At 50.1% G+C, this 17,097-nt stretch carries 6 protein-coding genes and 2 pseudogenes; all 8 read right to left on the bottom strand.

What is annotated here, in order from left to right:
- Nucleotide 1 precedes the first annotated feature (1 nt).
- Nucleotides 2–1,774: a GMC family oxidoreductase gene (locus tag RSC70_RS08025; protein ID WP_332542195.1), complete on the bottom strand. Its 1,773-nt coding sequence runs from the start codon at nucleotides 1,772–1,774 to the stop codon at nucleotides 2–4.
- Between the two features lie 37 nt (nucleotides 1,775–1,811).
- Nucleotides 1,812–2,525 carry a gluconate 2-dehydrogenase subunit 3 family protein gene (locus RSC70_RS08020; protein WP_332542194.1) on the bottom strand — a complete coding sequence of 238 codons (714 nt, stop codon included), beginning with the start codon at nucleotides 2,523–2,525 and terminating at the stop codon, nucleotides 1,812–1,814.
- 348 nt (nucleotides 2,526–2,873) lie between these two features.
- Nucleotides 2,874–3,071, bottom strand: a pseudogene (locus tag RSC70_RS08015) (hypothetical protein); the annotation flags it as partial.
- Nucleotides 3,072–3,121: 50 nt separating this feature from the next.
- A pseudogene (locus tag RSC70_RS21035) lies at nucleotides 3,122–3,372 on the bottom strand (IS91 family transposase); the annotation flags it as partial.
- Between the two features lie 160 nt (nucleotides 3,373–3,532).
- Nucleotides 3,533–3,724 carry a DUF4926 domain-containing protein gene (locus tag RSC70_RS08005; RefSeq protein ID WP_313883645.1) on the bottom strand — a complete coding sequence of 64 codons (192 nt, stop codon included), beginning with the start codon at nucleotides 3,722–3,724 and terminating at the stop codon, nucleotides 3,533–3,535.
- 17 nt (nucleotides 3,725–3,741) lie between these two features.
- Nucleotides 3,742–4,530, bottom strand: coding sequence for a DUF6883 domain-containing protein (locus tag RSC70_RS08000; protein ID WP_313883646.1), 789 nt, complete (start codon nucleotides 4,528–4,530; stop codon nucleotides 3,742–3,744).
- Between the two features lie 155 nt (nucleotides 4,531–4,685).
- Complete coding sequence (locus RSC70_RS07995; protein WP_313883647.1) at nucleotides 4,686–4,991, bottom strand: hypothetical protein; 306 nt, start codon at nucleotides 4,989–4,991, stop codon at nucleotides 4,686–4,688.
- 4 nt (nucleotides 4,992–4,995) lie between these two features.
- Entirely contained in the window at nucleotides 4,996–17,094 is a 12,099-nt protein-coding gene (locus RSC70_RS07990; protein ID WP_332542193.1) for a hemagglutinin repeat-containing protein, read from the bottom strand.
- Between the last annotated feature and the right edge of the window lie 3 nt (nucleotides 17,095–17,097).

Here is a 17,097-nt window from a genome sequence, read left to right as displayed (position 1 = left end):
ATCACACCTCCACCAAAGGACCAGGCGCTTTGACGTAACGCGTTTTAATTGCTTCAGCAGCCCAAAGTGTAAGTGCAGCAACGGTGCCCGTTGGATTATAACCCCCGTTATTAGCAAAGGCAGAAGCGCCGACCACAAAGGTATTATGTACATCCCAACTTTGCAGATAGCGGTTCAGCGCGCTGGTCCGTGGATCGTCACCCATAACAGCCCCGCCTGTTGTATGTGAAGATAAATTATCCATCGGTGAGAATGGGTTGGCAGTTGGTTCCGAACGTACAACTACTTCAGCCGCCATAGCTTTACCTAGCTCCACAGACCTATCGGCCATAAAATGAGCAGAGCGTTTATCATTTTCATTCCAGTCGAATGTCACACGCAATAGTGGACGGCCATGGCGATCTTTATATTCAGGGTCTAGATCGAGGAATACATCACGATGTGGATAGCTGTTTCCCTGACAGTAAACTGAGTTGGCATTCTGGTAACTCTGTTGATACGCCTCTTTCCAACTACGCCCCCACTTCGGTGTTCCGGGGGGGACTAAGTTGCCGGCAGCGATTGGTCGGCCGTTTGTCGAATGTACTAAAGCAACAGCCCCCCCAATAAAATTATGTTGGCTATGATCAAAGTTGTCTCCGTTGAAATCGTCAATCGCTTGTGCTAACGCTCCCGCGCCAATAAACGGATTAAGGTGTTCATTTTTGAAGAAAATGCTGGCACCGGAAATTGTTTGATAGGCATAGTTCCTCCCTATAACCCCATCTCCGGTTTGGTGGTTATAGGGTTTTCCAATGCCTGACAGCAACATTAGACGGACGTTATCCATTTGATAAGCTGCAATCACAACTATGTCTGCCGGCTGCTCCCATTGCTCACCTTGATTATCGATGTAAGTCACACCTGTAGCTGTTTTCTTATCGCCACTAAGATTCACCTGTAACACTTCAGACTCTGTGATGACCTGAAAATTTTCACGCTGCATTAGAGCAGGCAAAATGCATGCCTGAGGGCTGCTTTTTGACCAGTTTCCGCAACCAAAAAACTCACAATATCCACAATAGGTACAGGGTGCCATTTTTACGCCTAGCGGGTTTGTATATGCTGCTGATGTATTACCTGCAGGTACAGGAAATGGGTGGTAACCTAAATTTTTAGCTGCTTTATCAAAAATTTCGGCCATACGTGTGCGTTCGAGTGGAGGCAATGGGTAATCTCGCTGGCGCGGGCCTTCAAAAGGATTACCGCCTTCTTGAGTTATGCCTTTGATGTTACCTGCTCTTCCTGAAGTCCCCGCGTAACGCTCAAATTTGTCGTAAAACGGTTCTAAGTCTTGGTAAGAAACCCCCCAGTCTTGCACTTGCAACCCAGGTAAAAACTTGCTTTTTCCATAACGTTCAACAGTCATGCTATAGCTCTGAAAATCATAAGGAAGAAAGCGCCACGTCATTCCATTCCAATGTGTGCCAGCCCCACCTACGTTCCATCCAAATTGATAGGTATTCCATTCACGTAAGGGCAGAGCTCGCTGTATTGGCGTATTACGAAAAGTGAGTGTTTCAACTGCGGGTGGTTGCATAATTGCACGACGACTCACAAATCGCAGTTCATCGGTATCGATAGTGGTAGGAAAGTCGGTGCTTGTGTCTCGCCATGAACCACGCTCAATAGCGACTACATTTAAACCGGCCATAGTTAACTCATTCGCCATTAAGGACCCAGCCCAGCCAAGACCTATAATCACCACATCAGTTTTTTCTCTTTTCTTGCTCATACTGTATTCTCAAAAATCTCATAGAAGTCTATATTTATCAGGCGTCTTTTTTCGCGCCTATCATGCTGACTGGTGACAGGCCTAAATCTTCACCACGGAGCTTGATTTCCTCTCGATAGTCATAGCGTGCACCTGGAAAACCGAGCATTTTCCATCCTGCCATGTCCTTATTGCCTCCATATAGTGGATCGGCAAAAAATCCTTCGCGCACGTTTTGAATCAGCATGGAAAAAAATGCTTGTCCGTTAAGACCAGTCAGTGGGACTTCACCATTCTCAATCGCTTGCAGCATGGCAATTTGCTGCTCTTCTTCTAATTGGTTGAACGCTTTCTGATGTAATTTATTCGCGACACTATCAATGGACGCAAGACCTAACCTATAGCGCTCGGCAGGAGTATCATTAAACTGTGGACCTTGCTGAGGAAATCCTTGAATGACAGGGCCAAGGCGATAAACTGTCATCGCTTTTCCAAAGTCCCCACTCAATTGACGATCGATGAAAAGTGTACATCCTGCGTCTTTTGCGCCAATGCTCAATTCGTCTGGTGGAATGATGAGATCAACCAGTGCATCCATCAACACCACTTCACTTTCATTAAAAAAGCGCCATTCGCCGGCAGAAATCGGCTCTGGAGGGCGTACTGCGTATGGGTGCCATGGCATTCCACCTGATATTATTTTTGCTCTGACCTTCAGTGCAGTAGTAGCAATTAACACGGCCAATGAAAGGATGAAATGTCTCCTTTTCATTATCGTTCTCCAAATAAAAACCAAGAAAGTAAGTAACTAAATCGCTACCAGATTTTTACAACTCTTTATTATGTAATATGTTGAATATTGGTAGCATATACATAAAGTGCTTATCTGGAAAAATGTTAAAAAAAAAAGTAATCCTCTATTAAGAAACATTAATTTAGATACAGAATTTGTATCTGAGAGATAAACCTATGCGAGGAGTCTCAATGTATTAAGTAATACAATCATGAAAACGAATTTGCCTGAGCAACAGCAACTAGATGACGGGGCGCAGTACTACAGGTGAATGTAGCTCCTGCTGCTAACGATTGCAAAACTCTGCAATTGACAGCGTGTCCTGCGCTAGTGGATGCACTGTTGGATCGGGTACTTCAGCTCCAGCGCGGTGATCACTCGGGCAATATCCGCAATATCGCCTGCTGACAACGGCTGCAGAGGACGAGGCAGGCAATCGGTATCGGTCAGTCCAAGCACGCCAGCGGCAGCAGCAATAACGCGAATACTTCCGCCATGTTTACGGAACAGCGCCCACAACGGTTCATGGTTAGGATTTTCAATCTTTTATTATTAACATTACAAGGCTAATGCTATCGGTTAAGTTGTCGACTATAGGTGTGTAAAGCCACAAACAGACCAATTTCTACGCCGAGTTTTTGGCCCATTTCAGTAGAGTATTGGCCGCGCAAGAACATAACAGATTGAGCTGGGGCCAGCTGTTGGCGAAGAGATGTCAGAGTTTAACGGGCATAGTGAAGGTGATGTGTTGCCATTCGCAGTCGGGGAGGATGTGTTGCTGTTCGGCAATCCATTGCTCAGTCGCTTTCATACCGCAGTCACTACAGCCTTAACCGACTCTGCGGCTGGCGAGGCAACCCCGTGCCCCAACTGACCGTCGAGCGCGGGCGCATGGTGATTGAGCTGGATATTAATCTCTGACCCACAGGCAAAAAATCCCGGCTGGTTTAGGGCTGGGATTTTTTGAGTATTATTGAAGTAAATTGCTAACTTAATGGTTCAATATCAGCGGGGTAAGCCGTTAAAACATCTAACGTATCACCTTCACTATCAACGAATTCTACTTCATAAGCTAAAGTTGGCTCTTTATATATCAAAACAACAGCTCCCATACATCCTTGTAGAACCGTGCCAGACAAGTCTCTTGTTGCTTTCACTACATCATATTCTTTGATCATAAAGCGAGCACCAATATTTATTTTTTAGCTGGAATAGCAGTAACAAGCCTAACTACACCATCATTATTCTTAATCCAACCAAATTTAACGTTAATAGTCCTACCATTTGTGCCAGTTATTGGTATCACCTGATCATATTTAGTGCCAAACTGCGTTTCTGCTGTTTTAACAGCTTTACTGGAGTCAAAAACGATTTGTTTTGCAAGTTCGTTTGAATTTGTATTGTTAAAACCCAAGGCACCATCGAACCATTCCGCTTTACTTCCTCCGACAGGATGTTGTTTATCCAACAGATAGTTAGCTAATTTTTGATCAACACTAAGTTGTGTTTCTGCTGTATTCTTAATCGGATTTATGACATTGCTACTTCCAGCATTCTTCGCCGCATTAGCCGCTACAGATTCAGCCTTCGCCGCCGTCGCTTCCGTTACCGTCTTGCCTATACCCACCGCACCGCCTGCACCAACACCGCCCGGCACGATAGCCTCTGACATCTGAATACCTGCATTATTCAGACACAGAACAACGTTACCCGCACAGGCCTGTATTGCCGCTTTTGCTGCCGCCGCGATTTCTGGTGTCGCCGCTGCAAGAATACCCCCGCCAAGCCCAGCCGGAAGCGCAACCATCAGCGCATCGTTCATTGCCAGCCCTTTCTGGCAGGCTGCTCCACCAGGATTCGTTGAACAGGATGCTATATTCTTCCCATGCTCCTGCACGAACTTCTCCTGACTACTTTCCGTGCCACCCAGAAGATTATTCTCAACAACAACTTTATCCGTTGCGAACTCAGCTGTCGCAACCACTTTTTCCCTATTTTTTCCGTTGGTTACAACCGGTTTTTCCTGTTCCGTTTCGCTGCCCGCCGATTTTGCCCCGACGCGCTTTTTCAGCCCGTGACGCCATTTTCCCCTGCACTGTTAAAGAGCAACCACCTAGGCCATCGGTCGATGGTGGTTCATTAAAACGGAGAAAATAAAATACTCTTATTATCGCGATCAGCCTGCTCTATTAGTGCAACCACAGATAATAGGTAATCATGAACATCTTGCTCTGATGATTCATCTTTCATCAGGTTACTAATCTCCTTACGAAGATCTGCAAGTTGCTCATCACTAAAAAGCTCCATGTCACAGTTAGATAACTCAGATAACAATGGGTATTTACAGTGATCGTCCCTGATTAAAAAACTTTCATTTCCCGGAAAGTCTTCCAATGAGGCAATGCTTTCACCAATAACTTTATCCCATAAGTAAACAATAAACATATAGTTACCTCACCACCGTCTTACCCGGGAACGTATTAACCAAATTACCTTTCTTATCAGTGATGACCGTCATAATTGACGTTGGCATACTGTTGTTCATTGCATCAACACCAATATTTTTCCCCATATCCACAGTACGAATATAGTTACCAGTAGATGGTGAGTATTGCACCGGTGTCTTCACAACAGTATCTGACTGCAAGACCGTTTTCAGCTCATCCTTCGTCATTGTGAAGTGTGACTTATTAGCTCCCCATTCACCGCCGTGTTTCTTCCAGGCGTATTCAAGCCCTGAGGCTGTCGAACCATCACCATTTCTGAGGTTGACTCTGGACTGAACGTTCGATCCTTTCCAGACTTCCTTCGCGGTATTGGCCGCCACAGCTTCAGCCTTAGCCACCGTCGCCTCTGCCGCTGTCTTGCCAATACCTACCGCACCGCCAGCGCCAACACCGCCCGGCACAATAGCTTCCGACATCTGGATGCCAGCATTATTCAGGCATAGCACCACATTGCCTGCACACGCCTGTATCGCTATTTTGGCAGCCGCTGCGATTTCAGGCGTAGCTGCAGCCAGTAAACCGCCACCAAGCCCGGCTGGCAAAGCAACCATCAGCGCATCCTGCATTGCCAGCCCTTTCTGACAAGAGGCACTACCAGGGGCAGTGCTGCATGACATGATATTTTTCGCATGCTCCTGCGACGCTTTTACCTGCCCGTCCTCTGTACCACCGCCGAGAAGGTTATTCTCAACCGCATTCTTACCGGCCTGAGCCCCTGCGAGCGTATTAGCGCTGCTGTCACCGGCAACACCGCCAGCCAATCCTGATGCGACGGTAGAGAGGGTGCTGATATTTTGCTTTTTCTCTTCGCTCAGTGCAGCGATTTTTTCTGGTGTGTCAGCACCATACAGTGTCTTAGCCAGATAACGAGCTGCTAGCTCACCGCTCGCCGCGCCTGCAGCCCCTGCGGCGGCTGAGTTACCGCTCATCTCAGCGGCCATCGCACCCCATACCGCATGGGCCAGTACATTGGCTGTGTCGTTTTCCCCGGTAGATTTCTTGATTTGCTCAGCCACATACGGATTGAGGCCACCGGCGACCGCTTGCGCCATGTTGCCTCCGGCAAGCCCCTGAAGTACCGCCGTCACCGCCTGTGCGGCTTTCTGCATGTCGCTGCCGGTGCCGTACTGCTTCATTTCATCTTGGTATGTTGAGGTGCCTCGCAGCATCTCAGCAAAGTCTTCTTTCTGTTTTACCGTCGCGTTTTCTGGGAGCGCTTTACCGCCCGCTTTCAGATACTGCTCTCGCGCTGCATTCAGCCCGTTGATGTCCCCTTGGGTGCGGATAACGTCTGAGACCTGACCGCCAATCTCGCCAATCAGCTGAGCCTGTTTTAGGCGGTTTTGCTCTTTTTCCTTATCAAATATTGGGCTGATGCTGTCGTTGGCATGGTCTGTATCACGACTTAGCGCATCCACGTCCTGCTTCTGATGGGCCTTGTCATTGAGGGTAATCGTGCCATCGCTCACGGCCGCCTGCGTGGTGCCTTGGGAATGCCCCTCATGATTGCCGCCTGCTAATGCCAGGTTATTGCTGTTAGACAGTAAATTACCCAGCAGGCTACCGCCGGTACTGAAGCTTCCCCCTTGATGCTCAGCCGAGAAATCCGCCTGATTGTGGATATCACTAAAGCCCAGCGTTCCCGTCTCCAGACTGTTCTTGCTCTTATCGGCCTGACTGGCAATCACAGCGCCATCCAACTGCGTATGCTGCCCCACAGTAATATCAAATCCACCTTTACCCGCATAAATCCCAGTTTGCTCCTGTACCGAGTCATAATTGCTGTGAATTTTGTCCTGGTTGATACTGAGCTGAGCACCGCCTCCAGCACCGGTAATAGGGATGGAGAGCCCACCTGAGACACTGTTTTGTTTGGCGTCATAGCGGTCACTGTCTTGCTGGCTGCTCAGGGTTAAATCCCGGCCCACATTGGCCGTGACGGTTTCACCGCTGACCTGTGCGCCATTGAGCGTCGTGTCTCGTCCACTATTGAGCGTGATGGTTTTCCCACTGTCGACGGTGGTTTCGGTCCACTGGGTGCCATTGCCGTTCTCTTTGCCACTGCCTTTATTGGCATTTGCAGAAGCGCTAATGCCTGCCGTGGAGACATCCACCCCGACCCCAAAGCCGCTGCTGCTGTTTTTTCCGGTCGTTTGCTGGGTATTAGCCGCGCCACCAAGCAGGAGATCGCTGTGTGCATCCAAGTGAGTATCGCTGCCGGCTTTCAGCTGACTGCCTGCAATCACGATATCTCCGCTGTGCTCACCCGGCGTTTTACCCGTGGCGGTGACCGATAGGTTATTGCCTGCGGTGAGCGTAGAGCCCGTGACGTTATCGGACTGTGTGTGCGATTCCGATTTGGATTTCTGGCTCCCTAATGAGGCGCTGATACCCACGGTATTGGAGAGGTTTCCTCCTTTGGCTTGTTCAAGCGCAACCGCCTGACCGGCTTGTACACCGGACAAGGCGGCTTTCGTGCCCTGTAAGGCCGCCAGTCTGCCATCAGTTTCTTTTTTCGCGTCTTGGGCGGTATTGACCGCGGTGTTGATAGCGCCACCTGCGGCGCCTGAGAGGGCAACGGTCAACCCACTGGTTTTTTGTTCGAAGGTTTCATCACGAGAGCGCTTGTCATGGCCCGGTTCAATCACCACGCTACTGCCTGTGACGCTCAAGTCTTTGCCGGCAATAAGGTCCGCACCACCGATATGAGTTTGGTTGCCAGACGTTATGCTCACGTTACCCGACGTGGAGCCTATCGTACTGACGCTCTGACTTTGCGTTGTGCCGTCTTCATTGATTTGATGGCGAGAGCTCGTACTCCCAACCGTAAACCCTAAACCCCCACCGCTAAACACACCGCTTTTTTTCTTCTCTTTGAGACGATAACTGGACTGTTCTTCTGTCGCTGCAGTGATATCAACATGATTACCCGCACTGGCCGTGACGTCGTGGTCACCCACCACCGAAGAGCCCTGAACGGTGAGGTCATGTCCCGCCTGAAGTTTGACATTATCGCCACTCAGCAGACTGCCTTTCTCGTGAGTCGCAAAGTCTTGCTCAACGGTATGGGTGGTTGTTTTGGATAAGAAGCCACTTTTGACCTTGGTTTTTTCGTAGAATCGATAATCGCTCTCGGTGGCAGTATCTAACGTGATGTCGTGACCTGCCTTCAAGGTGATATCGCCTTTTGCTTCGGTTTGGGCCGCCTTCGCCGTGATATCGTGTCCTGCAGTAATCGCGGTGTTGCCGCCGCTGGCGATTTCTGTTCCTTGTTGACGCACGCTTTCGGTTTCGCTCTGCGTGCGTTTGGCGTGATAGGCGGTGTTACTGGTGTTTGCGTCGGCATCAAGCGTCACGTCACGTCCTGCGGTCAATGTCGCATCTTGACCTGCCACTAGACCTGCCGCCTGACTGTGGATATCTCGTCCTGCGGACAGCGAAAGGTCAGTGCCACTGGTCAGCGTGGTGCGGGTGTGGTCAGTGGCACTTGACGATACGCCCCCTTGTTGCTGTGAGGTCTGTGTCTGAGCCGCATTCAGGTTGATATCATGACCGGCTTGCACAGAGGTGGATTGACCGGCATTCAGGGCACTGCCCGTTATCGCGATATCTTGACCCGCCTGCAGCTGAAGGTTTCCCCCTGATGTGATGGCGCTGCCGTGATAGATTGTTTTTTTGTCGCTTGAGTCGGCTTTGTTCCAGGCACCTGATTGTTGGAAACTGTCGGTGAGTGTATTGCCCGTTACGGCAATATCACCCCAGGCATTCATCACTAAATCACCGCCAGCAGAGACTGTCGCACCGGTTATACTGATGTCTTTACCTGCTTTAAGGCTCAATGAGTCCAGTGAGCTTATCCCTGCCGTTGGGCCTTGCAGCGTTTGTGTAAAATCAATCGATTGATGACCGCTTCCGCCTACACTGCCTGCGGTGAAGTCTTTGACCTGAGTGATATTATTAATGCTGCCATTGACGCTTTCTAGGGCAACGGTATTTCCGCGGATGGTTGACCCAATATTATTGATATCGCCTAACGCGTTTAAGTTGAGATTGCCACCTGCGCTAAGCAGGCCCGCGTTAAGATTATCCAACGCATTTTCACTGTTAACAGCGATATCTTGATGCGCGGTTATCGTACTACCGCTATTAACGATATGGCCGCCATTGAGGGTCACATTATTACCGGTAATAACACTGCCATTGGCGATGGTCGTGTCCTTCGGGGACAGATACAGTTTCGGTATCATGACCGTTTGACCATTGACCGTACTCGCCTCCCACCAGAGGATGCTTTTATCGAGTGCAGCAATCTGGTTTGCAGTCAAGGCTACGCCAAACGTTAATCCAAGCCCCTGCTGCGCTTGAGCGGCATTATCAATCAGATATTGCATCTGCGCTAAGTCTGAGCCCATCCCATTCAAATAGCGGCTGCCGGTTTGATTGACTAATGCGTTACTCACATAGCGAGTGTCAAAGGCCGCATCGCCGAGGAAACGATAGTCATAGTCTGGATGAAGGTTTAACCTGTCCATGAAGTAGGATGAACCATAGTACTGATGTTCATCCGTCCACGTGCTGTTGGTCTCACGCGGCGCTTGCCCCGGTTGAATACCTAACAGCGTGTTGAGGTCATTGAAGACGCTGTTATCTAACTGCCCCAGTCCGTTAAGCTTAGGATTAGTTGTAATTAAATACGGACTATCAGGGTCGGAGGTTGCCACAAAATATCCGTTATTCCCGGTCGGCAGAGGGTAAGCACTGGTGTCGACAGTTTTGGGGTGATACTTATTGAGCGTCGATACGTTCTCTGGGGAGATGGAGGCATCTTTTAGGGCGAGCGTATCGCCCAGTGACGTGAGGTCTTGCCCTGTGGTGGCATAGTTCGCGTAGGAGGTTGCCCCTTCGTCGCTGACCAGGGCGTTACCGCCCGAAATGCTTTGCAGTGCATCCTGAAGTGCATCATTCCAGCGCGGTCCCCCGACCGTGACGCTGTCAGTATCAGTAAGTCCTTCTTTATCAACGCCCGTGTTGACCTGTGGTTGTCTTAAGGCGTTGAGCTGAGGAGCGGAAAGTGTCCCGCCCACTTGGCCTGCGTGGGAAGACGTCGTTTCATTCCCGATAGTATCCGCAAATTGAGCGGTAACATCGCCACCGGCTTGAATGACAGACCGGTAAATATCACCCACTTCCTCGGCATTCTCATGGCCTGCCAGCGTGAACGTGATGGTATCCGTTTTAGGTAATACGATACTCTCGCCGCTGCTGGTATATCCCGGATTGTAACGAGGTGGTAATGTATCAACCGTATCCGTGGCATACTGCTGTTGGCTATATTTCTCAGGTGCATATTCATAAACCAGATAGTCTGTCCACGTCCCTGATTGCCAACTCTGATTATTGAGTGTATTGCCTGCCAGCGTCATATTATTGTTGGCAAGTATAACGCTTGCGGCATTGTCTAATGCCCCCGCATGAAGGGTGAGGTTTCGCCCTGAAGCAATACGCGCCGCACCGCCGTCACTGGTGACATCGGTTCGAATTTGGTTGTAAACAAACTTCTGCTTCGCGGTGTCTTTAAACGGGGCGTAGTAGTACTGATAAAAATGGTTATAGCTGCACGCACCATTCCCATTACACGGGCCGGACTGTTTGGTATACGAGTAGCCATTGACGCCAAAACTCCCTTCAGGCAATTGGCTGATATCGACCGCGAGCGTAGCGTCGCCTACGCCAGGCAGTGTTTGCGCCCCGTTAACTTGAGATTGCATCGCTTTAAGACCGTCACGCTGATTGAGTAGGTGGGCGGTATTCAACGTGATGTCACCGCTTTGCGTTTCAATCGTGCCGGAGGTATTCACTATCTCTGTGTTGGCACTCCCCGCGGTATCTTTCTGTATCCAGAGGTTATTGCCTGCCAGAATGTCAGCGCGTTGATTTTTGACACTCTGGGCATACAGGCGCATATCATTGCCAGCATAGAGTAGGGCAGTATTGAGGATGTTGTTGATAGCACTCAGCGTCAGCGAGCCTGCGGTGCCGGTAAATCCGTTAACGAGAATATCACTCGCACTGGTGAGCGTGATGTTGCCCCCACCTTGCACCGAGCCTGAAGCATCCAGCGTAATATGCTGTGCATCAAAGGTGCTCTCTCCTGTGCCGAGGGTGATTTGCCCCTGATTATTGAGTGCACCGCTGGCATGCAGGTTAACCGCTTGCCCTTGCATCACGTTTTGATTAAGCAGGTCGCCTTGGGTGTGAACCGTGAGCGTTTTGCCCGCCGCGATGACATTCTGGCCGGTAAAGGTATTGATGATATTGAGGGTGGTGTCACCCAGCGCCACGATACGTCCCAGCGCATTCAGCACCGTGCTCACTACCCGTAAATCACCGCCGCTCATCAGTGCCGCATCATGGCCGATAGAAAGCGTATCCGCTTGAACATTGACGCTCGAAGTACCCAGAACGGTGCCGCCATTGTTGACGTCGTGCGCAGTAAGTATGAGATTGCCCGCTTGCAGTGTTCCTGTGTTCTTAAGCGTATTCCCCGTGAGTGAACCTTGCTGCTGAGCGCGCCACGTTCCTTGATTATCAAACGTCATGACGTTTTGCGTGATGGCGTCTGCTTGAATGAGTCCGGTGTTAACTAAGTCGCTTCCACTGAGCGTCAGGTCTTTGGCAAAGAGCAACTTCCCACTATTGTGTAAGCTGTCGGCCACGTTAATCTGTGAGGACTCACTGCCTTGAATAAGGCCATCATTGGTCAAGTTTGGCGTGGTGAGCGTTAGCCCCTGCTTGCTTTGAATGACGCCTGATGACAGATTAATGAGACTCTTGTTCGGTGCAATAACCATCTCTGAGGCACTGTAAATCTGACCGGCGTTACGCAGCGTTTGTGCGTGTACGTTGACATTATTGCCCTGAAGGCGGCCTTGATTGTCTATCGACGCCGCGTTAAGGACTAAAGCCCCTGCCGATAGCAGTTGGCTATCAATACGTGCAATAACATCCTGCGTGGCCTCAATAGTCAGACCGTCAACGCCGCTGATTGTGCCGGCGTTATCAAGATGGCCTGCCTTAATCGTCAGATTTTTGGCAATCCACTCACCTTGATTGATAATACTGAGCGCCTGTAAGGCGGCTTGGCCATTAGCAGTAATTTTACTGCCTGCGGTGGAGCGGAAATCACTCGATACAGAGAGTGCCAATGACTGCGCGCTTTGGATCGCCCCCTGATTGTTGAGGTTGCGTGCATTCAGCAAGATGTTTTGAGCTTGCCAAACCCCGAGGTTCGTCACATCTAAACCTTGGACATCGAGAGTCCCCTGACTGAGCAACTTCCCCGTATCTGTATTGGTGAGCATCAGGTTATTCGCATTGAATGTCAGCGAATCCAACCCAATTAATGAGCCGCTGTTATTCACACTGGCTGGAGTAATGGTGAGACGCTGTCCTTGAATATTACCCGCATTGGTTAACGTGCTGCCTTTAAGGAATAGGTCGCCTGCACTTAACAATGCACCGCGATTGTCATAGGCTTTTGCTTGGAGGTTAGCCGAGCCTTGACTCAATATCTGACCGATATTGGCCAATGTATCAGCGACGGCGAGGGTAAGCTTCTCAAGGCCCAGTAAAGTACCGCTATTGCGCAATATTGGACTATTGAGCGTCGCTTGCGCGCCTTGTATGACCCCTTCATTAATCAGGGAGTGCGCGGTGCTCAGAGCGACATTGCGGCCTGCAATGGCCTTTCCTGTTTTCCCTATGTTAAGTGTATCCGCTTGTACGGTGACGTCGTGGGTGCCTTGCCACAGTCCGCTATTATTGACTGTGTTGCCCGTCACTGTCAGATTATCGGACATTATTTTGCCCGTATTCTGTATCTGATGGGCCTGCAACTCACCGTTGGCCTGACTCCATATTAACCCGCTATTGGTGAGTGAATGGGTTGAATGCCCAGTAAGCTGAGCGATGCCTTTCACCGCACCTTGGTTGCTAAAATCATCAACATCAAAGTTCAGAGTATCCCCTTGCCACTCACCGTCATTGCTGGCCTGACGACTTTGCAGGCGAAGATCGCCTTTACTGAGAATACTTCCAGAAGCATGGTTGTTAAGTATTTGGCTTGATAAGACGAGGGAATTCGCTCCTTGGAGTATGCCCGAATTATCTATTGTCGCCCCTGTCACCGTGACGTTATTTGCCGCAATGACTCCCGCATTACTTAAAAGGGGAGCGTTCAATATCGCATCGCTACGCGCTAATAACTGCCCGCCTTGCTGGTTGGTGAACTCACTCCAGGTCAACGCGATGTTATTCGCGATGACCTTACCTTGATTGGTGAAATGACGGCCTTGCAACGTTAAATTATCGTTAACCTGAAGAAGCCCTGCATTATCCATATCGTCTAAGGTCAAATCTAATGCACTGCCACTCACCACTTGACCTGTTTGGTCATTTTTAAGATGAGAGGTTAACAACGATAGTGAGCGATTTCCCTGGAGCAGCCCGCTATTGGTCAGTATAGGTGTCGTCACGATGAGCTCATTGGCGGCGAGTGTTCCACTATTGGAGAGTGTTTCACCCTGCAAAGAGGCATCGCCTTGGCTCAATAGATACCCTTGGTTATCAATACTCCCTTTAGCTTCGACATTGAGGCCTGTTTGCGCTTGTGTGCGACCGGTGTTTACCCAAGTGTCGGTATGAATACGGACAGTATCGCCTTGTAGAGTACCTTCATTTTTAATATTGGTGCCTTGAACACTTATGACGCCGTCGCTTAGCCATTGCCCGTTCGAATAGTTATATAACTGAGGTCCGTTTAATGAGAGCGCCTGACTTCCCTGAATAAGGCCGCGATTAGCCACTTCGCCTTGTAGCGTCAGGATGTTGGCGACTAACCATCCAGAGTTGTCCATTGCCTGTGCACTCAGTGTGATATCGCGCTGCCCTAAAATTTTCCCCGTGTTATTGAGTTGGCCTAGGATGCGCAGGGTCGCTATTTGCTCACCAAGGGCATTCCCTGTGTTTTCCCAATCCGTTGCTTGAAGCTCAAGCGTTTTACCCTGCAGTAATCCGCTATTTTTGAGTGAGTCACTCTGTAGAGCCAGACTATTAGCGCTGAGCATGACACCGCTTTTTTGGTTATCTAGATGGGATGCATGAACTCTGAGTGCATCGCTGGCTTGAATACCACCGGTATTACGGAGTGTCTGGGCCTCGAGTTGTAACTGACCTTGCGAGAGCAAACGACCGCTATTATCGACGCTTTGAGTTTGAGCGGTGAGAGACGCGTTCCCTTGCAGCGTGCCCGTATTGGTCAAGGCTGTCGTCGTTACTTTCGCGATATCGGCGGCGAGTAAGCCTGCATTGGTCAAAACATCGCTGTTGCTGGTCAATACATTGTCAGCGAGTAGGCGACCACCGCTGGCATTGGTGATGTTTTTATGCGCTAACGTCAGGTTAGCTGCATGAGTTTCGCCGCTGTTATCGAAAGCTTGGCCACTGAGCGTGATATCACTCTCACTCCCAATGACGCCCATATTGGTCAATACCGGAGTTGAAAGGGTAAACCCACGCTGACTGTAAAGCACGCCGTCTTGGCGATTACTGAGGCTTTGCGTGTCGATATTTAAGGACTGAAGGCCGCGAAGTAGGCCATTGTTATCGATGCTATCAGCAGTGAGATAAAGCGCCTGGGCGGTGAGCTTTCCTGCATTATCAACATTTTGGGCGTGAAGGTTTAACGCATTTTCAGCACTCAGTAAACCCGCCGGTGCATTCGTTAAGCGCTCTCCGATGTTAAAGGTGAGGGAGTTCGCCCCGAATACGCCATGGTTGTCCAGACTATTCGCTGTGATAGCCGCCAGCCCTGATGCTTGTATTGTGCCGCTTTGGTTAACGGATTGACTCTGGAGTGTCAGGTCGCCCAAGGCGGTGATCTGCCCCTGATTTTCAAACGCCGTAGTATGAATCGAGGCAGACTGTGCTTGCGTGTTGCCACGATGGATAAGGTGACCTGTTTTGATATCTAACGTACCGGCCGAGAAAAGCTCGCCTGACAAGTCACCTTGGGTTGTTGCATTGATAGCAATACGTTTAGCTGACTGCGTTTTGGCGCTTTGCTGTGTGGTCAGCGACTGACCATTGAGGCTCAAAGCCCCTTTAGCTGATGTTAACCCTGCCAGCGAGAGCGTTTGCCCTGACAAGGTGACATCGCCATCACTGAGAAGGCTTGAATTCGCGCGGGTACTCACGTTGTGGCTGTTGATATCAAGAGATTGCGTTCCCCGAATGAGGCCCGCATTCTGAAGGTCATCAGCATGAATAAATACCGTAGTATCACTCAGTAACTGCCCTGATGAGGCAATATCTAATGCGTGTTGGAGTTCAAGTGATAGCTGCTGCTGGGCGCTCAATACCCCCGTATTGCTAAGGTTTATTGCTGACACGTTTATTCCCGCGCCCGATAAAAGCCGTCCGCGGTTGTTTAACTGCTCGCCGTTAAGCGTCAATGACCCTAAGGACTGAAGAAGCCCCGCGTTATCCAGAGACTGTGTGTTCAGGGTGGTGTTGCGATTGCTTTTTAACGTCCCCGATTGTGTTAACGCCGCACTGGCGAGTTGAACATCCTGCCCCGCCAGCGCTTGTCCCTGCAACATAGCCGCTTGAGTGGACTTTATCTCTAGGTTGCGTTGAGCATTTAACTCAGACTGTTTACCGGTCGTGAGTGTTTGGCTGGTGAGCGAGATATCTTGGGCACTGCTGATTTTGCCATCGAGTGTTGCCTGAGTGGCATCAACATTAACCGATTTTAATCCCATCAGCGTTGATGGCGTGTCCTGCGTCAGGCTCTGCGTAGCTTTCACCGTCACATTACCGGCACTCAGGGCGCTATTTTTCCAGTTTTGACGTTGCCCGCTGAGTGCAAGCGAGCCTTGAGGGGTGACTGCACCTAACGCATCCGTCCCCGCCGCCACTCGACTATTGTTGATATTGACTGTGCCACGACTGCTCAGACTGATGGTCTTGCCGCTTGTTAAGGTAGCGTCATTCAGTACAAGCCCGTCTTGTGTATTAACATCAATAGCGTTGCCGGCTTTTTGTTCGCCGCTGAGTGTTGCCTGCGCCGCGTTGACCTGCAAATTGCCTTGTGCCAAGGTGTTGCCCAAGGTGAGATGCCCATGACTGTCGAGTTGGATATCACCTTGTCGTGCATTGAGATTGCCAAGGTTGACGCCAACCCCTGTTTCGCTGGAAACCAGCTTAATACGGTTGGCGTACATTCCACCCAGTGCGCGCGTATCGATGGCCAGTGTGGGTACCTGTCCTTCGCCTTTTATCGGCACAACAGTGCCATCTGCCTTCACGCGATTGGCGCCAGCAATGACGGTGAGGTCTTTAGCATGTAGTTGCGCATTCATCTCCGTGGCGCGAGCAATCAGGTTAACGCGGTCCGTTTGGCTGGCATTAAGTCCTTGCCCCTCAATCGAAATGCTGCCTTTTGTCACCTCGACGGACTGTAATACTCCGGATGCGTCAAGAACGGGCTTCCCTGTGGTGAGAGTGGCCTGCGGGGTGTTGATAAAACCACACCCGCTACAGGTAATACCGTAGGGGTTGGCCACCATGACATTGGCCTGCTTACCGGCGACTTCAACAAAGCCTTGTAGCTCAGAGCGGTTGGCACCCACGACTTCATTGATGATGCCAGACGCTTCTTTTCCTGGTTTGAGGTTAGGGTTATTTTGGATAAGCCCACCCAACTGAGTTTGCGTCAGGCGGTCGGTGGCATTATTCAGGATGACGCCTTCTTTACCGACGTTAAAATCCTGGTATTGGTTATGAGAAATCCCGGCCTGATTGGGTGTAGCAATATTCACGACGGGCACACCATTACCCGCCTTATCCATCTGTGTGCCCGGCGTTACCGGCGTGATGCTGGCCGCGAGCGCGGGCATCACGGGCTGAAGAACAAGCAGTCCGCTGAGGGTATAACTCAGGATGCGATAGCGTATTGATGGAGTTAATAAATGCTCAGCCATGTG

This window comes from Hafnia sp. (assembly GCF_036648275.1).
In the GTDB taxonomy this organism is placed as follows: Bacteria; Pseudomonadota; Gammaproteobacteria; order Enterobacterales; family Enterobacteriaceae; genus Hafnia; species Hafnia alvei.
This window is presented reverse-complemented; position numbering and strand designations above follow the sequence as displayed.